At 71.3% G+C, this 20,082-nt stretch carries 15 protein-coding genes; 10 read left to right on the top strand and 5 right to left on the bottom strand.

All coding sequences use genetic code 11. The features are described from left to right. Nucleotides 1-769 (bottom strand): serine/threonine-protein kinase (locus IMZ11_RS39185; protein WP_228648064.1); only part of this gene is annotated, 769 nt, incomplete at its 3' end. Nucleotides 770-891: 122 nt separating this feature from the next. On the opposite strand from IMZ11_RS39185, the gene IMZ11_RS39180 reads away from it, so the two are divergent. Both IMZ11_RS39180 and IMZ11_RS39175 read left to right on the top strand, forming a co-directional pair. Next, nucleotides 892-2,427, top strand: coding sequence for a succinic semialdehyde dehydrogenase (locus IMZ11_RS39180; protein WP_228648062.1), 1,536 nt, complete (start codon nucleotides 892-894; stop codon nucleotides 2,425-2,427). Between the two features lie 44 nt (nucleotides 2,428-2,471). After that, on the top strand, nucleotides 2,472-4,139 hold the full coding sequence (locus tag IMZ11_RS39175) for a GMC family oxidoreductase (protein WP_228648060.1): 1,668 nt from the start codon (nucleotides 2,472-2,474) through the stop codon (nucleotides 4,137-4,139). Nucleotides 4,140-4,180: 41 nt separating this feature from the next. On the opposite strand, the gene IMZ11_RS39170 is transcribed toward IMZ11_RS39175, so the two are convergent. The 3 genes from IMZ11_RS39170 to IMZ11_RS39160 form a co-directional block, all read right to left on the bottom strand. Then, nucleotides 4,181-4,678: an SRPBCC family protein gene (locus IMZ11_RS39170; RefSeq protein ID WP_228648058.1), complete on the bottom strand. Its 498-nt coding sequence runs from the start codon at nucleotides 4,676-4,678 to the stop codon at nucleotides 4,181-4,183. After that, nucleotides 4,675-4,995, bottom strand: a complete 321-nt coding sequence (locus tag IMZ11_RS39165; protein WP_228648056.1) for a helix-turn-helix transcriptional regulator — start codon at nucleotides 4,993-4,995, stop codon at nucleotides 4,675-4,677. Before IMZ11_RS39165 ends, IMZ11_RS39170 begins: the two co-directional genes overlap by 4 nt. Before the next feature lie 62 nt (nucleotides 4,996-5,057). Then, on the bottom strand, nucleotides 5,058-5,555 hold the full coding sequence (locus IMZ11_RS39160) for a MarR family winged helix-turn-helix transcriptional regulator (RefSeq protein WP_228648054.1): 498 nt from the start codon (nucleotides 5,553-5,555) through the stop codon (nucleotides 5,058-5,060). Between the two features lie 108 nt (nucleotides 5,556-5,663). On the opposite strand from IMZ11_RS39160, the gene IMZ11_RS39155 reads away from it, so the two are divergent. The 3 genes from IMZ11_RS39155 (at nucleotide 5,664) to IMZ11_RS39145 (ending at nucleotide 9,767) form a co-directional block, all read left to right on the top strand. Next, the gene (locus IMZ11_RS39155; RefSeq protein ID WP_228648051.1) at nucleotides 5,664-6,722 is read left to right on the top strand and encodes an alkene reductase; all 1,059 of its coding nucleotides are present in this window, start codon (nucleotides 5,664-5,666) and stop codon (nucleotides 6,720-6,722) included. 109 nt (nucleotides 6,723-6,831) lie between these two features. After that, nucleotides 6,832-8,394 (top strand): glutamine-hydrolyzing GMP synthase, encoded by a 1,563-nt coding sequence (gene guaA / locus IMZ11_RS39150; RefSeq protein WP_228648049.1) that lies wholly within the window; start codon nucleotides 6,832-6,834, stop codon nucleotides 8,392-8,394. Between the two features lie 167 nt (nucleotides 8,395-8,561). After that, nucleotides 8,562-9,767: an acyltransferase gene (locus IMZ11_RS39145; RefSeq protein ID WP_228648047.1), complete on the top strand. Its 1,206-nt coding sequence runs from the start codon at nucleotides 8,562-8,564 to the stop codon at nucleotides 9,765-9,767. On the opposite strand, the gene IMZ11_RS39140 is transcribed toward IMZ11_RS39145, so the two are convergent. Continuing rightward, a complete protein-coding gene (locus IMZ11_RS39140) occupies nucleotides 9,718-10,455 on the bottom strand; it encodes a polysaccharide deacetylase family protein (RefSeq protein WP_228648045.1) in 738 nt (245 codons plus the stop codon). The genes IMZ11_RS39145 and IMZ11_RS39140 overlap by 50 nt on opposite strands. A 757-nt stretch (nucleotides 10,456-11,212) precedes the next feature. Between IMZ11_RS39140 and IMZ11_RS39135 the strand changes: the two genes are divergently transcribed. From IMZ11_RS39135 to IMZ11_RS39115, 5 genes are all read left to right on the top strand, one after another. After that, the gene (locus IMZ11_RS39135; RefSeq protein WP_228648043.1) at nucleotides 11,213-11,869 is read left to right on the top strand and encodes a hypothetical protein; all 657 of its coding nucleotides are present in this window, start codon (nucleotides 11,213-11,215) and stop codon (nucleotides 11,867-11,869) included. Beyond that, nucleotides 11,866-13,737 (top strand): glycosyltransferase family 2 protein, encoded by a 1,872-nt coding sequence (locus IMZ11_RS39130; RefSeq protein WP_228648041.1) that lies wholly within the window; start codon nucleotides 11,866-11,868, stop codon nucleotides 13,735-13,737. Before IMZ11_RS39135 ends, IMZ11_RS39130 begins: the two co-directional genes overlap by 4 nt. After that, on the top strand, nucleotides 13,734-15,410 hold the full coding sequence (locus tag IMZ11_RS39125; protein WP_228648039.1) for a glycosyltransferase family 2 protein: 1,677 nt from the start codon (nucleotides 13,734-13,736) through the stop codon (nucleotides 15,408-15,410). The genes IMZ11_RS39130 and IMZ11_RS39125 overlap by 4 nt, the downstream gene beginning before the upstream one ends. Further along, entirely contained in the window at nucleotides 15,407-16,921 is a 1,515-nt protein-coding gene (locus IMZ11_RS39120; protein ID WP_228648037.1) for a glycosyltransferase, read from the top strand. The genes IMZ11_RS39125 and IMZ11_RS39120 overlap by 4 nt, the downstream gene beginning before the upstream one ends. An 81-nt stretch (nucleotides 16,922-17,002) precedes the next feature. Beyond that, on the top strand, nucleotides 17,003-20,082 hold a 3,080-nt coding region (locus IMZ11_RS39115; RefSeq protein WP_308066901.1), incomplete at its 3' end, for a CDP-glycerol glycerophosphotransferase family protein.

The raw sequence follows: 20,082 nt of genomic DNA, 5'->3' as shown, positions 1-20,082 counted from the left end.
CGCGCAGCGGCGCCGCGAGGTTCCCCAGGTCGGGCGGTGCGTTGAGGATGCGGTTGATCACGGCGGGCATCGTGTCGTTGCCGAACGGGGCCCGCCCGGTGGCGGCGCTGACGATCGTGCAGCCCCACGCGAACAGGTCGGCGGGTGGCCCGGCCGGATGGCCCATGATCTGCTCGGGCGACATGTACGACGGGGTGCCGACCGGCTGGGAGGTGAGCGTGTGCGAGGCGCCCACCGCCCGCGCGATGCCGAAGTCGATCACCCGGGGGCCGTCGGGGCCCATGATGACGTTCGCCGGTTTCAGGTCGCGGTGGACGACCCCGGCCTGGTGGATGGCCGCGAGCGCGGTGGCCGTACCGACCGCGAGACGGTGCAGGGCCGGGCCCGCGATGGGTCCGGAGGACTGCACGCGCTGCTGGAGCGAGGGCCCCTCGATGTACTCGCTGACGATGTAGGGGCGTTCCTCCTCGACACCGGTGTCCATGACCTGGGCGGTGCAGAACGGCGCCACGCGCTTGGCGGAGATCGCCTCGCGCAGGAAGCGCTCCCGCATGGTGGGGTCGCCCGCGAGGTCGGACCGGAGCCACTTGATCGCGACCTGCTCGCCGGAGGGGCCGGTGCCGAGATAGACCACTCCCTGGCCGCCCTCGCCCAGCCGTCCGCCGAGGTCGTAGGCACCCAGGCGAGGCGGATCGCCCGGCCGCAGCGGGGCCACGTCGGGAGCCGCCATCAGTGGGCGGTCTTCGGCGACGGCGTGGTTGTCCCGCAAAGCTCGGCATTTCCTGGCATATCTGGATTCTGGCGGGTAATCGGAACCGCTGGAACCCTCGTGTCCCGATGGTTGCCTACCGGCCAGTAGCCATGAGATGGGCTCGTGAATATCCTTCGGGCATGGACCCCCTGATGCTTGAGCGCATTGTCCGGCACGTCACCTCGGAAGGGAAGACCGTGGCGGTCCCCGCCCCGTTCACCGGTGAGACCCTCATCGAGCTCCCCGTCTCGACGGCCGAGGACGTCCGCAGGGCGTACGCCACGGCCAGGGCGGCCCAGGACGCGTGGGCGTCGCAGCCTGTCGCGGAGCGGGTGAAGCCCTTCCTCCGGCTGCACGACGCGATACTCAACCGCCGCGAGGAGATCCTCGACATCGTCCAGATGGAGACGGGCAAGGCCAGGCGGCACGCGTTCGAGGAGGTCCTCGACGTCGCTGGATGCGCGCTCCACTACGTACGGCAGGCGCCGAAGCTGCTCGCCCCCAAGCGGCGCAAGGGGATCTTCCCCATCGCCACCCAAGCAGTCGAGCTGCGGCATCCGAAGGGCACGGTCGCGCTGATCAGCCCATGGAACTACCCGCTCTCCCTGGGCGTCACCGACGTGGTCCCGGCGCTGATCGCGGGCAACACCGTGGTGCACAAGCCCGACACCCAGACCGCGCTCTCGACGCTGTGGACGATCGACCTCCTCGTGGAGCTCGGGATGCCCCGGGAGATCTGGCAGGTCGTGACGGGCGACCCCGCGGAGATCGGCGACCCGCTGATCGACGGCGCGGACTACGTCGCCTTCACCGGCTCGACCCGCGGCGGCAGGAAGATCGCCGAGGAGGCCGCCAAGCGGCTCATCGGCGCCTCACTCGAACTCGGCGGCAAGAACCCCATGATCGTGCTGGAGGACGCCGACCTCGACCGGGCCGCTCACGGCGCGCTCAGGGCCTGCTTCACCAACGCCGGCCAGCTCTGCATCTCGATCGAGCGGCTCTACGTGCACGACTCGATCTACGACGCGTTCACCGACCGGTTCGTCCGGGCGACCAGGAACATGAAGATCGGATCCGGTCTCGAATGGTCCGTGCAGATGGGGTCGCTCACCTTCCAGCGCCAGCTCGACGCGGTGACGGCACACGTCGCGGACGCCGTCGAGAAGGGCGCGTCGGTGCTCACGGGCGGCAAGGCGCGGCCCGACATCGGACCGCTGTTCTACGAGCCGACCGTCCTGTCGGGCGTCACCGACGAGATGGACCTGTGCGGCAACGAGACGTTCGGCCCGGTCGTCGCGCTCTACCGGTTCCACACCGAGGACGAGGTCGTCGCCAAGGCCAACGACACCGTCTACGGCCTGAACGCCTCGATCTGGACGCGTGACCTCACGCGGGGCCGCGCCCTCGCCTCCCGGATCAAGGCGGGCACCGTCAACGTCAACGAGGGGTACGGCGCCGCCTACGCCTCCTACGACGCCCCGATGGGCGGCATGAAGTCCTCCGGCCTCGGCCGCAGGCACGGAGCCGAGGGCCTGCTGAAGTACACCGAGTCCCAGACCGTCGCCAGCCAGGCGTCCTGGCTCGGCTTCGACCCGGTGCTCGGCATGGCGTACGACAAGTACGCCGACACCCTGGCCGGGTTGCTCAAGACGATGCGGAAGCTCCACCTGAAGTGACGGACGGCCCCACGCCCGTGCGGGCGGCAGGGAACGGAGGAGTGATGGACCACGACGTCGTCGTCGTCGGCTCCGGGTTCGGCGGCAGCGTCTCCGCCCTCCGGCTGACCGAGAAGGGGTACTCCGTCGCCGTCCTGGAGGCGGGGCGCCGGTTCGACGAGAGCACGCTCCCGAAGACCTCGTGGCGGGCGCGTGACTTCCTGTGGGCGCCCGCGCTCGGGCTCAAGGGCATTCAGCGCATCCACGTGCTCGGCGGCAGGAACGGCGTGATGGTCCTCGCCGGCGCGGGCGTGGGCGGGGGCTCACTCGTCTACGCGAACACGTTGTACGAGCCGCTCGACCCGTTCTTCCAGGACCCGCAGTGGAGCCGCATCACCGACTGGAAGGCCGAGCTCGCGCCGTACTACGACCAGGCCGCGCGGATGCTGGGCGTGGTGCGCAACCCGACCGTCACCCGGGCCGACGAGGTGATGCGGACCGTGGCCGGGAAGATGGGCGTCGGCGACACCTTCCACCTCGCCCCCGTGGGCGTGTTCTTCGGCACGCCCGGCGTCGAGGTCGAGGATCCGTACTTCGGCGGGGCCGGCCCGCGCCGCAGCGGCTGCACCGAGTGCGGCGAGTGCATGACGGGCTGCCGCCACGGCGCCAAGAACATGCTGATCAAGAACTATCTCTACCTGGCCGAGAAGGCCGGCGCCGTCGTCCACGCCGAGACCACGGTCACCGGCGTGCGGCCGGTCGACGGCGGCTATGAGGTCTCCGTCAGGAGGACGGGCTCGCCCGGCGGGCGGCGCGTCATCACGGCCCGGCAGGTTGTCTTCGCCGCCGGGACGTACGGCACGCAGCGGCTGCTGCACCGGCTCCGCAAGGGGCCGCTGCCCCGGATCTCCCCCAGGCTCGGGACGCTGACCAGGACGAACTCCGAGGCCCTGCTCGGCTTCGAGCGGTTCTCCGCGAAAGGCGACAAGCTCAACCGCGGCGTGGCGATCACGTCCTCGTTCCACCCCGACCCGCACACGCACATCGAACCGGTCCGGTACGGCGACGGTTCCAACGCGATGGCCATGCTGCGCACCCTCCTGATCGACGGCGGCGGCGCTCCCCGCTGGCTGAGGTTCCTCGGCCAGGCGCTGCGCCGGCCGTACCTCCTGCCGCGCCTGTTCTACAACCGCGGATGGTCGGAGCGGGCCGTCATCGCCCTGGTGATGCAGGCGAAGGACAACTCGATCACGCTCTCGCTGAAGCGGGGCAGGCTGCGCGCCGGGCCGGGCCACGGAGAGCCGAACCCGACCTGGATCCCGGCCGGGCACGAGGCGGTCCGCATCGCGGCCGAGGAGATCGGCGGCATGCCCGGAGGCTCCTGGCTCGACCTGTTCGACATCCCCGCGACCGCGCACTTCCTCGGCGGCTGCGCGATCGGGGACTCGCCGGAGACCGGCGTGATCGACCCCTACCACCGGCTCTACGGGTACGACGGCCTGCACGTCGTGGACGGGTCGGCGATCTCGGCCAACCCGGGCGTCAACCCCTCGCTCACGATCACGGCGCAGGCCGAACGCGCCATGGCGTTCTGGCCGAACAGGGGCGACGCCGACCCGCGTCCCGCGCCCGGATCGGACTACGTACGGCTCGCGCCGGTCGCGCCGCGCAGGCCGGTCGTCCCCGCCGCCGCGCCCGGAGCGCTGCGCCTGCCCATCGTCGACATCACCTAGTGGCGGGGAGTTCGGTCATCAGCCGTGCCGCCCGCCGAGGGTCAGCCCGCGAGCGGCTTGCCGGTCTCCAGCAGGGTCTTGAGGTCGCTGAGTAGTTCGCTCCAGCCGCCGCCGGCGTTGGGCAGGTCGCCCGCGACCATGGCGCCCACGTGGGAGGCGCCGGTGACGTCGTGGGTGACGGTCAGCTTCGTGACACCGGCCTCGCCCGCCTCGATCTCGTACGTGAGGCGGGTGACCGGCTCGGCCGCGGTCTCGGCGTCCCAGACCGGATGCCAGGTCTGCACGAGCCTGCGCGGCGGGTCCGATTCGATGACCTCCCCTTCGACGGCGACGTCCGGTGCGCCCATCGCCTTCATCTCCTCGCTGGCGAAGGCCTGGTACCTGCCGCCGGGGCGCAGGTCGTACGTCGCGGGCGACTGGTAGCCGTACCTCTCGGTCCACTCCGGCCTGGTGATCGCGTCCCAGATCGCCTCGGGGGTGGCCTTGATGTAGATCCGGTAGATCTGGACGGTGGGGGCGTGCAGCGGGGTACCGGTCATTGCTGGTCCTCCAGCTCGGCTTTGAGGTCGGTGAGCGCTGACGCGTGGTGCTCGGTGTATTTGTCGATCCACCGGTCATGGACCAGCCGGATCGGCACGGGATTCAGGAAGTGCAGCTTCTCCCGGCCCGACCGGCGGGCCACCACGAGGTCTGCGTCTTCGAGCACGCGCAGGTGCTTCATGACACCGAAGCGACTCATCTCCAGCTCGGACTCCAGCTCGGTGAGCGTGCGGCCGTCACGCACGAAGAGCAGGTCGAGCAGGAACCGGCGGGTCGGGTCGGCGAGTGCCTTGAACACGCAGTCGTCATCAGCCACGACTCAAATTATGTGACCAATAGGTCACATGTCAATGACGGGGCCTGCCGGTGGTCCCGGACTCACTCGACGCAGGTGCCGCAGGCGTCCTCGCCGCACAGGTTGTCCCGGACCACGTCGAGCAGCGAGCAGAGTGTCGCCACCTGCTCCGGGGTCAGCCCCTGGACCATGCGCCGGTGGACCTCCGCCATGACGCGCTGGACCTCGGGGCGCAGGGCGTCGCCCCTCGGCGTCGTGCTCACGATGCTGATGCGCCGGTTGGAGGGGCACGGCACGCGGCTCACGAACCCGCTCCGTTCCAGACGCTGCAGGCTCCTCGTCATCGTGGAGACGTCGATGCCGAGCAGGCCGGCCAGCTTGTTCTGCGACTGCGGCCCGTGGTCCCAGAGGGCTATCAGCACGCGATCCTGACCGGGGTAGAGGTCGATCTCGGCCAGGAGTCCGGCGAGGAGGACCCGGTGGCCCAGCGCCGCCTTGGCCATCCGGCAGCTCAGCCCGTCGAGGTCCTCGTCACGTGACTCCGACCAGATGGTCGTGTCGTCAATCACCGGCTCCGCCATGTCCTGGCCTCCTCTTGCCGATCAGCCTACCGCTTGCATATTGGTCGGCCAAGTTGTAGAAGTATTGCTTGGCCGCCCAATTTGGCCGACCAAGAAAGGAACCCCATCATGCTTTTCACGTCGTTCGAACTCGGTGACCTGCGGTTGCCCAACCGCCTCGCCATGGCTCCCATGACGCGCTCCCGTTCCTATGTGGACGGGATCCCGTCCTCCCTGACCGCGCTCTACTACGCGCAGCGCGCCTCGGCCGGGTTGATCATCACCGAGGGGATCCAGCCGAGCCAGGCCGGCAAGGGATACATGAACACGCCCGGCCTGCACACCGACGAGCAGGTGGCCGGCTGGCGCGAGGTGACGGACGCCGTCCACGCGGCGGGTGGCCGGATCTTCGCCCAGCTCATGCACGTCGGCCGGGTCGGCCATCCCGACAACACCGGCGCGCTGCCCGTCGCCCCCTCCGCCGTACGGCCGGCCGGGCAGATCTTCACGCCGAACGGCCTGCAGGACTACCCGGAGCCCGTGGAGTTGTCCACCGCCGAGGTGGAGGCGACCATCGGCGACTTCGTGGACGCGGCGCGCAGGGCCGTGGACGCCGGGTTCGACGGGGTCGAGCTGCATGGCGCCAACGGCTACCTCATCCACCAGTTCCTGTCGCAGAACGCCAACCTGCGCGAGGACCGTTTCGGCGCGTCCGTGGACGGCCGCATCCGGTTCGCCGTGGAGACCGCCCACGCCGTCGTGGAGGCGATCGGCGCGTCCCGGGTCGGCATCCGGATCTCACCCGCCAACGGCGCCCAGGACCTGGTCGAGGAGGACGCGAGCGAGGTGTATCCCGCGCTGGTGTCCGCGCTCGCCGGGCTGGACCTGGCCTACCTGCACCTGATGGCGACGGGCGGCGACGACCTCAGCCGGCGGATCCGCGAGTTGTGGCCGAACACCCTCGTCGTCAACGCTCCCGGGGCAGGCGAGCCCGCCGCCACCGCCGCCCGCTGGCTCGACCGGGGCGCCGACCTGGTCGCGATCGGCTCGGCGTTCCTGGCCAACCCCGACCTGCCGCTCCGCCTCCGGCTCGGCGCTCCGCTCAACGAGCCCGACTTCGCCACCGCCTTCGGCGGCGACCACCAGGGATACACCGACTACCCGGCCCTGGCCGTCCACCCCGTGTAGACCCCCGAACACCCGGATCCATCAGGGACGATCCTCCGCCGGAGGCGAACGGCGCGTGGGCGGTGCGGCGGGAGGCCGCCGATAGACTGGGCGTACCGCTCGCAGCCTTATGGGGGTCCTTCCGGTGTCTGAGTTCGACACGGTTCTTGTCGTCGACTTCGGTGCGCAGTACGCGCAGCTGATCGCACGGCGAGTGCGTGAGTGCCACGTCTACTCCGAGATCGTGCCGTGCACGATGCCGGTCTCCGAGATGCTGGCCAGGAAACCGAAGGCGATCATCCTGTCCGGCGGTCCCTCGTCGGTGTACGCCGAGGGCGCCCCGCCGGTCCCGGACGGGTTGTTCGAGACCGGGGTGCCGACCTTCGGCATCTGCTACGGCTTCCAGGCGATGGCCCGGGCGCTGGGCGGCGAGGTCGCCAGGACCGGCTCGGCCGAGTTCGGCGGCACCACGCTCGACGTCCTCCAGGAAGGCGCGCTCTTCGCCGGCCTCCCGCGCGTCCAGCAGGTCTGGATGTCGCACGGCGACTCGGTGGTGGCCGCGCCCGAGGGGTTCGCGGTGACCGCCTCGACCGCCGACACCCCGGTCGCGGGCTTCGAGCACCCCGAGCGCGGCTTCTACGGGGTGCAGTTCCACCCCGAGGTGCTGCACTCCGAGCACGGCCAGGCCGTTCTCAAGCACTTCCTGGACGCGGCGGGCTGCCGCCCCTCGTGGACCATGCTCAACATCGTCGACGACGCCATCGCCGCCGTCCGTGAGCAGGTCGGCGACGGCCGGGCCATCTGCGCCCTGTCGGGCGGGGTGGACTCCGCGGTCGCCGCCGCGATCGTGCAGCGGGCCATCGGTGACCGGCTGACCTGCGTGTTCGTCGACCACGGACTGCTGCGCAAGGGGGAGGCCGAGCAGGTCGAGCGCGACTTCGTCGCCGTGACCGGTGTGAAGTTGCGCGTCGTGGACGCGCAGGAGCGCTTCCTCAAGGCGCTGACCGGGGTCGTCGACCCCGAGGAGAAGCGGAAGATCATCGGCCGCGAGTTCATCCGGGTCTTCGAGGACGAGCAGCGGGCGATCCTCGCCGACGGCCCGGTCGACTTCCTCGTCCAGGGCACGCTGTACCCCGACGTCGTCGAGTCCGGCGGCGGCACCGGTACGGCCAACATCAAGTCCCACCACAACGTGGGCGGCCTCCCCGACGACCTGCGGTTCGACCTGGTCGAGCCGTTGCGGACGCTGTTCAAGGACGAGGTCAGGCGGGCCGGAGAGGAGCTCGGCCTGCCCGCCGCGATGGTGTGGCGGCAGCCGTTCCCCGGTCCCGGGCTGGGCATCCGGATCATCGGCGAGGTCACCGGCGAGCGGCTCGACATCCTGCGCGAGGCCGACGCGATCGCCCGTGAGGAGCTGACCCGCGCCGGGCTCGACCGCGACATCTGGCAGTGCCCGGTCGTGCTGCTCGCCGACGTCCGTTCCGTCGGCGTCCAGGGCGACGGCCGCACGTACGGCCACCCCATCGTGCTCCGGCCGGTCACCTCGGAGGACGCGATGACCGCCGACTGGGCGCGCGTGCCGTACGACGTGCTCGGGCGGATCTCCACCCGGATCACCAACGAGGTCCGCGAGATCAACCGCGTCACGGTCGACATCACCAGCAAGCCCCCCGGCACCATCGAGTGGGAGTGACTCCGCGCCGTCACCACATGAGAGCAACGCGACACTCTCGGTGATTTCATCGTCACGCAGATCAATCTCTTCCGTGAGATGTGACCTGATGCGGTAGTAGTCCGGATTCGTCCGCGAACTGGGAATCAGGGCTATTTCGCGGCGATTGGGACGGTAGGTTGGCGCGGGTGACCGCCACCCCGGCTCTCGCCGTCCCGCAGGCCGTCTCCAGCCGCATGGCCTGGCTGGACGCCCTGCGGGGTCTCGGCGCGCTCGCCGTGGTGGCCGAGCACATGCTGCCGTGGCTGCTGCCCGCCCTCCGGCCGTACTGGTTCAACCTCGGCATGTACGGCGTGCTGGTGTTCTTCCTGGTCAGCGGATATATCATCCCGTCGTCGCTGGAGCGGCGGGGCGACGTCCGGGCCTTCTGGATCAGCCGGCTGTTCCGGCTCTACCCGCTCTATCTGCTGGTGATCGCGTTGGTCCTGGTGGCCGCGATCTGGGTGCCGGTCCGCGAGCAGGTGCCGCGCGATCTCTCGGCGGTGGCGGCCCACGCCTCGATGCTGCTCGACGTCGTCCATACCGGCGGCCTGGCCGATCCGATGTGGACCCTGTCGTACGAGATGGTGTTCTATCTGGTCGTCACCGCGCTCTTCGTGCGCGGGGCGCACCGGCGCAGCGGCGTCCTCGCCGTCGTGTTCGGGCTGGTGGCGGTCGGCGCCGGTCTGGTGCTGTCCGCGCCGCTGCTGCCCGGCCCGTGGCCCGCGATCGTCTCGGGCGTCGCCTTCGTCGTCGGCGTGACCTGCCTGATCTCGGGGCGGTTCCGGACCGCCGCCGCGTACGCCCTCGGGGCGATGACGCTCGTGCTGATGCTCTTCGGCAGCTTCGTCCCGTGGTTCGGCGCGGCGATCCTCGCGGTCATGTTCGTCGGGACGGCGCTCAACCGGTGGGAACGCGGATCGGGCGGCCTGACGCCGGTGATCGTCGCGGCGGCTCTGGTGGCGGTGGCCCCGGTGTGGTCGATCCAGGCGGGCTGGTGGTGGGTGCGACCGGACGTGTGGATCACCACGATGGCGCTCGCGGGGGCGACGTTCGCGGTGGGGATGGTGCTGCGCGGCCGTTCACTGCCGCGGGCGCTGACCTGGCTCGGCCTGGTCAGCTATTCGGTCTACCTGCTGCACCATCCGCTGCTGCGGCTGCTCGGCGCCGCCGTGGACGACCTGCGCCTGCTGTCGCAGGGGGTCCGGGTGGCGACGGCCGTGGGCTACGTCGGGGTGGTGCTCGGCCTGAGCTGGCTGACGTACCGTTTCGTGGAGTCCCCGACGCAGCGCCTCGGCAGGCGTGTCAGTCGCCGCTCAGCGGAAGCTGCTCCGGGTAGATCTCTCCCGGGATGAGCTCCTGGCCTTCGAGCAGCTTGGAGACCGTCACGAACGAGTAGCCCTGGCTGGTCAGGTCCTCCAGCACCGCGGGCAGCGACTCGACGGTCTGCTTGACGGTCTCGTGCATCAGCATGACCTCGTCCTGGTCCGCGATGTCGAGCGCCCGGCCGGTCAGGAACTCGACGTCACGGTAGTCCTTGATGTAGTCCTGCGTGGAGACCGTTCCGGGGATCTGGAGCAGCTTGAACTTCGCGGTGATCGTGCGCACGCCGTCGTTGGTCAGCCCGCCGGGAGCGCGGAAGAGGACCGGTGTCTTGCCGGTCGTCTTCTTGATGATGTCCTGGGTCTTCTTCACCTCGTCGTAAATGGCCTTGTACTCGAGGTCAGTCAGGTACTTGTGGTCCCAGGTGTGGTTGCCCAGCTCGTGGCCGCCCGTGGCGATGTTCTTGGTCAGCTTGGGGTGCTTCTTCACCCGGTTGCCGATGAGGAAGAACGTCGCCTTCGCCTTGTATTTCTTCAGGACCTTCAACAGGGCGTTCGTGTACTCCGCCGGACCGTCGTCGAAGGTCAGCGCGATGCATTTGTGCGTCACGCAGTACGGCTCGGCGGCCCGCTGCTGGTGGGCCTGCGCGGGGGAGGTGAGGGAGGCGGACAGGGCCAGCGCACAAATGGCGGCTAGAGGGACAAAACGATGCAATGCCATGGTGGTGCTCCTCGGGGGTTTGTAGGCGGCATCGTAACGTGTCCAGCTGGGAATACCCCTGAACGGGATCATGCGGGCGAAGGTCCGGATCCCCGTACAACCTCGTTTCACATGCGAAATCGCCCCGAGTCCGGGACGCGCCCGACTGGGGAGATTCCGCCACGCGATCAGAACGACGCGAACCCATGACGACGCGAACCCATGACGACGCGAACCCATGACGACGCGAACCCATGACGACGCGAACCCATGACGACGCGAACCCATGACGACGCGAACCCATGACGACGCGAACCCATGACGACGCGGTGGCCGGGCGCGTCGCCCGGCGTGGCACGGTGCCCGGCGTGGCGCGGGCCCGGCCGGAAACGCGGGGCGCGCGCCCAGGAGTCCCAGCACCGCGACGCACACACCCGGAAGGCCGCCGCCACAGGTCGTGAACGCCGTCGCCGGACGCGGTGACGACCGTCGGCCTCAGCTGCGGACGCCTTGTCCGGACGACTGTGGACGCCATGCCGGACGGCTGCGGACGTCTTGCCGGACGGCGTGACATGCCGCCGGCCGCAGGTTCGCGAATATCCCGAAATTTCCCGCCGTTCGGCCGCGGTGTGCGGGTAATTACCTTGCTATTCCACATCCCTTGTGGCGGTAAATGTTGCCCCAAGGATGAGGGGTAAGCGGCTGATCTCGGAGTTCGTTTCGCAATGCTGGCTCGGCGTCACGATGACAAATGCGGCACTCCTGGAGGTGGGCACCCGTGGTCCAGAATCGACGATGGACGGTGGTCGCGCCCGCCGGACTCGCGGTCCCGCCCGTCGGAGCGGTGTCGCTGGTCGTCCTCCAGCCCGGAGCGGGCACACTCATGACCGGTGCCCTGACCGGCCTCGCGAGCATGTCGTGCATGGCCGTCCAGCGCATCGCCCACGCCAGGGAACGGCGAAGCTCCCTCCAACTGACGGAAAAGAGGGAGCGGACCCGGGAAAGGTCGCGGCGGCGAAAGGACAGCGAGATCCAGCGGTCGCTCGCCCGGGGGAATACCCGGCTCGACACGATGTCGGCGGATCCGAAAAGAACGCGAGACCTGATTTCCATGTCCGGAGCGCGCCTGCGCGATCTGCCGCGGATGGACCGGAGAATCACCGCGTCGAGCGAGGCGACAGAGAATTCGTATTACCAGCTCGAATCGTTCGTCGATATTCGGACGCTGCTCGATTCCGGTGTCCCGCTTCCGCCGCTGCGCGACTGGGCCGCCTCCCCGGACATGCCGCGGTCGGCGATCGGCGAGATCCGCGACGACGCCGGCCGTGCGGAGGAGCGGGCCGCCGGCGACCGTCGGCCGGACGACTTCCCCGAGCTCGCCCGCACCCACGTGAGGGCGGAGAAGGGGGCCGACCTGCTGAGGAGAGCCGGGTGAGCGCGACCTGGGGAGCCTGCGTCGGGTTCGGGTCCCATCCCGCCCTGCTCGACCGCGTCTGCGAGGACTTCGACGGGCCGTGGACGATCCTGGACGGCGCCGACCCCGGTGAGCCCCCACCGGACGAAGCCGTGGAGTGCGCCGTCATCGCGGCCAGGAGCCCGGCGGACCTGCGCAGGGCGGTGCCGTTCGGCACGCTGATCCCGGCCGCCACCCGCGTGTGCGTCATCATCGCGGAGGCGCCGCCGTGGGCCGCCCAGCCGCTGCCCGTCGCGGGGCAGGGCGCCGCCTGGCACCTCCTGGCCGACCTGAGGATCGCGCGGAGAAGGCGCGGATGGCACATCGAGGCGTCGTTCTCCGGGCCGGTGGCGGGCGGCGAGGTCCTCTCCCACGTCCTGTACGGCCTGCTCGGAGGACGGCGGCACATGGCCCAGCCGGTGATCGGCCTGGCCGGCCAGGGCGCTTCGGGCTGGCGGCCCGGCGATCCCAACGTGGCACTGACCAGCGTGGGAGGCCCGGTCGCCGACCGCCGCGACGCGCCGGGCTGCGATCTGGTGCTCCGCGTCACCGAAAGCCCCGCGCGCCCGTGGCCGGACGGGCGCATCCCCGTGGCGGACCGCCCGCCGCTGTCGGCCGCTCTCGACGGCGCCGCCCACCCTGACCTGCTCCCTCCGGTGGACGAGAGCGTCGTCAACCCGATCGGCTTCCGGCAGAACGCCAGGGGTCCGGTCGCCGCGCTGACCGGCAGGGCGGGGGGCTTCACGATCACGAGCGGGCTGGACGAGCTCGTCCGCCTGCCCGCGTCCGGCGAGCTGACGGATGTCGACGTCGCCCGGCTCCGCGACGTCGTCGGTGTGGCCGTCCAGGACGTGGACGCGTACGGCCTGGTCCGGGCGCGGATCGTGACGGGGCTCGCCGCCGCGGGAATCCCCGTGATCATGAGTGCCGAGGGCATCGGCGACCCGGCCCTGGGCGCGGATCTCTCCGACGCGCTCGCGACCGTGGACGAGGACGAGCTGACGTCGGAGCTGCGGCGCGAGGAGATCAGCGTGCGCCTGCGCCGGGCCGCGCTGCGGACGCACGGCGCGATCCCCCGGTGGCGGAACATCGCCGTCTCCGCCGGCCTGGCTCTGCCGTACGAGCCGCCCGTCTCCGTACTCCTGAGCACCTGCCGCAAGGACATGGTCCCCTTCGCCCTGGAGCAGATGGAGCGGCAGCGCGGCGTACGCGCCGAGATCATCCTGGGGCTGCACGGCTTCTCCGCCAGGGAGGCGGGGGTCCAGGGGGCGATCGCCGACTCGTCGCTGCGGATCACGGTCGTCGAGGCGGCGGCCGGGGCGCCGCTCGGAGAGTTGCTGAACCGCATGGCCGCCGTCGCGTCCGGGTCGTTCCTCGCCAAGGTGGACGACGACGACTGGTACGGCCCGGACCATCTGGCCGACCTCCTGCTCGCCCAGCTCTACTCGGGGGCCGAGTTGGTCGGGACCGCCGCGGAGTTCGTCTACCTGGAGCCGATCAACACCACCGTCCGCCGCCGTCTCGGCACCGAGCGGTTCACGCCACTGGTGGCCGGCGGGACCATGCTCGTCACCCGCGAGATGTTCGAGGTCCTCGGCGGTTTCCGGCCCATCCCCCAGACGGTGGACGGCCAGTTCCTCGAGTCGGTGGAGGCCGCCGGAGGGCGGATCTACCGGACGCACGGGCTCAACTACGTACTGCGCCGGCGCCATTCCCGGGCGCACACCTGGAGGCACCCCGTCCAGGCGTTCCTGAAGTCGTACCAGGAGCAGTGGCGCGGGCTCCACTTCAACCAGCTGATGGAAAGCGCTTCGACGCCCCATGTGGGCTACTGGAGGCAGGAACAGTGACATCCCCGACCCGGCAACCGCGCATCCCGGCCAACGACCACGGCGTCATCGAGGGCGTCCCCGCGCTGGGCGAGTGGACGCCCCGCCTCTCGGTGAGCGTGGTGATCCCGACCAGCGGCTCGCGCGGGACGCTGCCGCTGGCACTGGCCGGACTGGCCGCCCAGACCTACCCCCGCCACCTGCTCGAAGTGATCGTTGTGGACGACGGTGAGCAGCCGATGCTCCGGCTCCCCGAGATCCGGCCCGAGCGCACCCGGCTGATCCGCCCGAAGGACGGGCGCTGGGGCAAGCCGCACGCCTGCAACCTGGGCGCGTCCACCGCGGAGGGCGACGTCGTCCACTGGCTCGACGACGACCTGGTGCTCTTCCCCGATCACGTCGAGGCGCAGATGCGCTGGCACCACCTCGCCGACTACCTCGTGGTGCTCGGCCACCCGAGGTTCGTGGGGCCGGATCCGTCCGAGCTGTCGCCGAACGAGGTCCTCGCCGCCGCCGAGGCCGGGGCGGTGGCCAAGCTGTTCCACGAGGAGGACAGCACGCCGCAGTGGACGGAGAAGCGCTGGAACCGCACCTCCGACCTGCGGACCGCCGGGGTGGACGCCTTCTCGGTCCACGTGGGCGCCACCTCGTCGCTCCCGGCCGCGTTGTTCCGGGCGGTGGGCGGCATGGACGAGTCGCTGATGCTCGGCGAGGACACCGAGCTCGGCTACCGGCTGGCCCAGGCCGGCGCCGTCTTCGTCCCGGACCGGGCCGCGCGCGCCTGGCACCTCGGCCGCTCCACCGTCACGGGTCGCGAGCCCGAGGTGAAGCGGCACAACTGGCCCTACCTCGGCGAACGCGTGCCGACCTTCCGGTGGTTGCGCAAGACTCCCGGCCGCGGCTACCGCGTGCCGTACGTCGAGGTCGTCGTCGACGCGCGGGGCGCGTCCCTCGAAGAGGTCAGGGCGACGGTCGACGGCGCGTTGGGAAGCTGGACCCCGGACGTGTCCGTACGGATAACGGGGCCGTGGAGCCGGCTCGGCGACGGCCGCCGTGTGCCGCTCGACGACCCGGATCTGGACCTGCGGCTGATCAGCGCCGGCTACGAAGGGGACGCCCGGGTCACGTTCACCGAGGATCTGCCCGAGTCCTGCTTCCCGATCCCGTTCCGGTTCCACTGCCCGGCGGGCTGGGTGCCCGGACAGGACGCCCTGGGCCGCCTGATCGCCTTCGCCGACAGGAACGCCCTCGGCGTGCTCTCGCTCGCCCTGGAGGAGCGGGACGAGGTCGTCCACGCGCGGCTGGAGCGTACGGCGGCGCTGAGCCGGGCGCGCCTGGTGGCCGACCCCGGCGAGGATCTCGACGACGTGGTCCACGAGGTGTTCGGCACGCTCTGGGACGTCGGCGAGAAGTGGGGTGTCGTGCGGTCCGAGTCCGCCACGACGGTCAGCCCGGAGACGCTGCAGGCCGAGCTGGAGAAGTGCCGCGCGAGGTCGCTCGTGCTGCAGGACCGCGCGAACCGGTGGCGCAGGCAGGCGACGCGCGGTCACGCGACGCGCACGAGATGGCGGCACGCGAGCCGCCGCGTCGCGAGGGTCCTGATGCGACGCGTGGCCCGCCCCGTGATGCGCCGGGTCGCCCGGCCGGTCGGGCTCCGGATGCCGTGGGCCGCGCCGGGGAGGGGGCGGCTGTGACGGCACGCCCGGCCGGCGTCCCGGAGACCGGCCTGCCCGGGATCACCGTCCCCGAGATCACCGTCCCCGAGATCACCGTCATCGTGCCGGTGCACGACACGGCCAGGTGGCTGCCGGACGCCCTCGCCTCGCTCGACGCCCAGGAGTGCCGCGACCGCGTCGAGGTCGTCATCGTCGACGACGGGTCGACCGACGGCTCGGGCGAGATCGCCGAGGCGTACGCCCGGACGCGCCCCTCCGTCCGCCTCGTCAGGCAGGAGAACGCGGGGCTGGGCGCGGCGCGCAACCGGGGTGTGGGCCTGGCCTCCGGCCGCTACCTCGCCTTCCTCGACTCCGACGACCTGTACGCCGACGGCGGTCTGGACGCGCTGCTCAGGGCGGCCGTGCGGTACGACGCGGACGTGGTGATCGGCGACATGCGAGGCATGCCGCCCCGATCGAGCCCGGCGTGGCGGCGCGAACTGGTCGTCGGCGAGCGGGTCGTCGGCTCGGTGGCCGAGGCCCCGGACATCGTCGGCAACCCGTCCGCGTGCAACAAGATCTTCCGCAGGGAGCTGGTGGCCGCCACGGGGGCGAGATTCTCCGAGGGCACGGCGTTCGAGGACGTGCTCTTCACGCTTCCGCTGCTGCTCGGCGCCCGGCGCACGGTCCTGACCGACCGTCTCTGTTATCGCTACCGCACCCGGGACGACGGCTCGTCGATCATGGACTCGCCCGGTCGTTCGGACCGGATCATGCAGCACCTCGCGGTCGTCGAGCGGCTCGTCGGCGGCCTGTCCGACCAGCCACCCGCCGTGCACCGGGCGGTCGTGCGCTGGGCGGGCTGCATGCAGCTTCACTACACCAGGAGGGCGGCGTCCGCGCTCGGCGACGAGGAGCTGGCCGGGTTCGCGTACCGGATGTCGATCCTGCTCAAGGAGATCGCGCCCGAGGTGGTGGCCGAGTTCGTCACCGGACTCGGCGGTGGGCTGCGCACGGTCGGGGCGTACCGCGGCGACCCCGAACTGATCAGGAAACCGGTGTCGTCCGCCGCGCTGCGGGTGCTCTCGGGGCGCGTCTACCTCGACGTCCCCGAACTCGACCGGTTCGGCGACCTGCTCATGGTCCGCCCGCTCTCCGCGGTGGTCTCCAGGATCGGGGCGGCCGGGGAAGGGGCGCTGATCAGGGTGGACGGGCACGTCAACGCCCCGGGGTTGCTCGCCGTACCCGGAGAGGTCCGCCACGACCTGCTGCTGGAGCTCGGTGACACGGTCCTGCGGCGGCGGATCCGGATCACCAGGGCCAAGCCCGGACGCTTCGCCTGGTCCTGCGACATCGCGGGCGACGACCTGCCCCCGGGTGACAGCGTGCTGCGGCTGATCGCCCGCGACCGGTTCGGCTCCGAGACGGCGATCCCGCTGGCGGTCGCGGAGAACGCGACGGCGTCCGTGACGCTCTCGGTGGCGGCGGACCGGGGGACCGTGTTCCGGCGGCTCGGCACCGCCATGCGGAAGAGGGCGCGCCTTGGCTGAGCCGCCATCGGCGTTATCCCGATATTTCCGGTCACTGCCCGGCGATTCCCGACGATTTCAAAGGACCCGTCCGTGCCTCGCGTGAGCGTCATCATTCCGATCTACGACGTGGAACAGTACCTGGCGGCCTGTCTGGAGTCGGTCGCCGCGCAGACGTGGCACGACCTCGAAGCCGTCATGGTGGACGACGGCTCCAGCGACGGCAGCGCCGAGATCGCCCGGCGCTTCGCCGAACGCGACCGCCGGTTCCGGCTGGTACGGCAGGCCAACGCGGGGCTGGGCGCGGCGCGCAACACCGGGCTGCGGCACGCGACCGGCGAGTTCGTCTGCTTCCTGGACAGCGACGACCTGCTGCCGCTGCACGCCGTCGAGTACCCGCTGGCCGAACTGCGCAGGACCGGGTCCGACCTGGCCACGGGGAACGTCCGGCGGTTCGGCGTGCGCGGGGCCCGGCCGTCCGCGATGCACCGGGAGATCTTCGCCGATCCCGCGTCCGCGACCCACGTCAGCGCGCGGCCCGCGCTGTTGAAGGACCGGCTGGTGACGAACAAGCTGTGGCGCCGCTCGTTCTGGGACGCGCACGGCCTCGGCTTCCCCGAAGGCGTGCTGTACGAGGACGTCTCGGTGGCGCTGAGCGGCCACTTCCTGGCCGGGGCCGTGGACGTGCTGCCCGCGCCGGTCTACCTGTGGCGCGAACGCCACGGCGACAAGCCGTCGATCACCCAGGACAAGACCCACGTCAAGGGGGTCGAGGACCGCTTCGCGGCGGTGGCGTCGGTCCGGTGCTTCCTGGCGGAGAACGGCCTGGAGGAGCACGTCCCCGCCTGGGATCACGTCGTGCTCGACCACGACATGGTCAACTTCCTCGACGTCATGGACACGGCCACGGACGCCTTCCAGGCCAGGTTCCTCGATCTCGCGGGCGCGTACCTGGAGGGTGTCGCGCCGTCCGTCATGGACGCGCTGCCCGCCGCGCGGCGGCTCAAGTGGCACCTGGTCGGCGAGCGGCGGCTGGCCGACCTGGTCGAGGTCATGGCCTGGGAGAAGCGGGTACGGCCCGGCAAGCAGGTCGTACGGCGGCTGCGCGGCCACTACCTCGACACCCCGCTCCTGGCCGACCGCGACATTCCGGCCGAGATCTCGCGGCTGCGCGGCGAACTGTCGCCGACGACCAGGATCGACCGGGTCCAGTGGGAGGACGGGAAGCTGGCCGTCGAGGGGCGGGCGACCCTCCGCCACCTCCGGCCGACCAGGCGCTTCCACCAGCAGGTCTTCGCGACCCTGGTCCAGGCGGGGACCGGCCGCCGGGTCCGCGTCCCCGCCACCGTCACCCGTACGAGCGTCTTCCTCAAGCAGGGCAGGCCGCGCGGGCCGCGCGACTGGGGCGGGTTCCGGCTCGTGATCGATCCCCGGCGCCTCGGCGACCCGGGCGACGGCACGGCGCTGTGGCGGGTGGAGCTGCACCTGATCCACCGGGGCCTCATGCGGCGCGGCCCGCTGGCCGATCCCGGCGCCGCCTTCGTCGCGCAGGTGGGCGCCAGGAGCCTGGAATCCGGCGGATACATCACGCCGTCGCTGACCGAGGCGGGCGCGCTCACGCTGCGGGTCGAGACCGAGACGGCCCGGGTGACCGGCCAGGCCGTACGGGACGGTCGCCTGCTCCTGCACGGAGAGGTGGTGGGAGAGCTGGGCCCCCAGCCGGTGCTGCGCCTGACGCGCGCACCGGGCGGGATGCCGCTGGTCTGTCCCGTCACCACGGACGGCCGGACCTTCGAGGTCGAGCTGGACCTGGCCGGCCTCCTCCCGGCGCGCAGACTCGAACTCGGCGGAGCCGAGGCCCGGCTGCTCGACCTGCCCGTGGAGTGGCGGGCCACGACGGACCGCGCGGGCGGGGCAGTGACGCCGGTGACCGTCGCCGAGGGCCTGACCCCGCAGAGGTTCGGCCGTTCCGGGCGGGAGATCGTCGTGACGCGCGACCCGTCCGGCGAGCTGGTGCTCAGGGACCAGGCCGCCGCCGCGTTCGCCGAGTACGCCGAGTGGCTGGCGGGTGGCGAGCTCCTGATCGAGGGTGGGTTCGCCGAGCCGTACGACGGGGCGCGGACCCTCGTGATCACCTCCCAGGATCGTTCTGTGGAGCGGCTCGTCCCGATGGACGGGGCGGGCACCCGGTTCGGGGGCCTGCTCGCGCCCGAGGGCCTGGACGCCCCGGCCGGCCCGTTGCCGCTGCCCAAGGGCCGGTACGGCCTGGCCGTACGGGTCGGCGGGCGGGACCTTCCGGTGGAGTTCGAGCCGGACTTCCCGATGGCGCTGGAGACGGCGCGGCGCAGGTTCGAGCTCACCGCGGACGGCGCGGGCCGCGCCGTGCTGACGGTGGGCGGTGACCTGGCCGCGAGCGAGCGGGGCAAGAAGGCGCAGCGCACGCTGCGCCAGGAGGTGTATCCCGGGATGCGGGACCGGCCGCTCCGGCCCGAGGTGTTCTTCAGCAGTCACGCGGGGAGGCGGTTCTCCGGCAGTCCGAGGGCCGTCTACGAGGAGTTGCGCGACCGGGGCGCGGATCTCACGTTCCTGTGGAACGTGAGGGATGGGCAGGTCGCGCTGCCCGCCGGGGTGGAGCCGGTACGGACGGCCGGGCGTGAGTACTACGAGGCGCTGGCGCGCTGCCGGTACATCGTCGTGGACGACCACCTGCCCTCGTGGTTCGAGCCGCGTCCCGGCCAGACGGTGCTGCAGACCCGGCACGGGTGCGTCCCCGTGCGCGGCGAGCACGAGGCGGGCCGGTGGAGCCACCTGCTCTCGCCCGGACCGCTCTGCACACCCCTGCTGCGGGCCGCCTTCGGCTTCGGCGGGGAGATCCTGGAGACCGGCCTGCCGCGCAACGACTTCCTCCGAAGCGCAGGCCGGGACCGGATCGCCGCCGAGGCCGGGCGCCGGATCGGCCTGCCGGACGGCAGGAAGGTGATCCTGTACGTCCCGGCCCGGCGGGCCGCGCGCGAGAAGACGCGGCTCGACCTGGAACGGATGCGGGCGGCGCTGGGGGAGGATCACGTCGTCCTGGTGCGCAGGCACCCCTCGCTCGCCGGTCAGCCTCCGGTGGTCGCGGCAGGGGGCACCGGCCACGCCGGACACGCAGGACACACCGGGGACTTCGGGGGCTTCGGGGG

This window comes from Microtetraspora sp. AC03309 (assembly GCF_020826795.1).
Lineage (GTDB): Bacteria > Actinomycetota > Actinomycetes > Streptosporangiales > Streptosporangiaceae > Microtetraspora > Microtetraspora glauca.
This window is presented reverse-complemented; position numbering and strand designations above follow the sequence as displayed.

Bases quoted from the DNA above. Each gene is read 5' to 3' on its own strand.
- IMZ11_RS39180 (WP_228648062.1), top strand. From the start codon at position 892: ATGGACCCCCTGATGCTTGAGCGCATTGTCCGGCACGTCACCTCGGAA.
- IMZ11_RS39175 (WP_228648060.1), top strand. From the start codon at position 2,472: ATGGACCACGACGTCGTCGTCGTCGGCTCCGGGTTCGGCGGCAGCGTC.
- IMZ11_RS39170 (WP_228648058.1), bottom strand. From the start codon at position 4,678: ATGACCGGTACCCCGCTGCACGCCCCCACCGTCCAGATCTACCGGATC.
- IMZ11_RS39160 (WP_228648054.1), bottom strand. From the start codon at position 5,555: ATGGCGGAGCCGGTGATTGACGACACGACCATCTGGTCGGAGTCACGT.
- IMZ11_RS39155 (WP_228648051.1), top strand. From the start codon at position 5,664: ATGCTTTTCACGTCGTTCGAACTCGGTGACCTGCGGTTGCCCAACCGC.
- guaA (WP_228648049.1), top strand. From the start codon at position 6,832: ATGGGGGTCCTTCCGGTGTCTGAGTTCGACACGGTTCTTGTCGTCGAC.
- IMZ11_RS39140 (WP_228648045.1), bottom strand. From the start codon at position 10,455: ATGGCATTGCATCGTTTTGTCCCTCTAGCCGCCATTTGTGCGCTGGCC.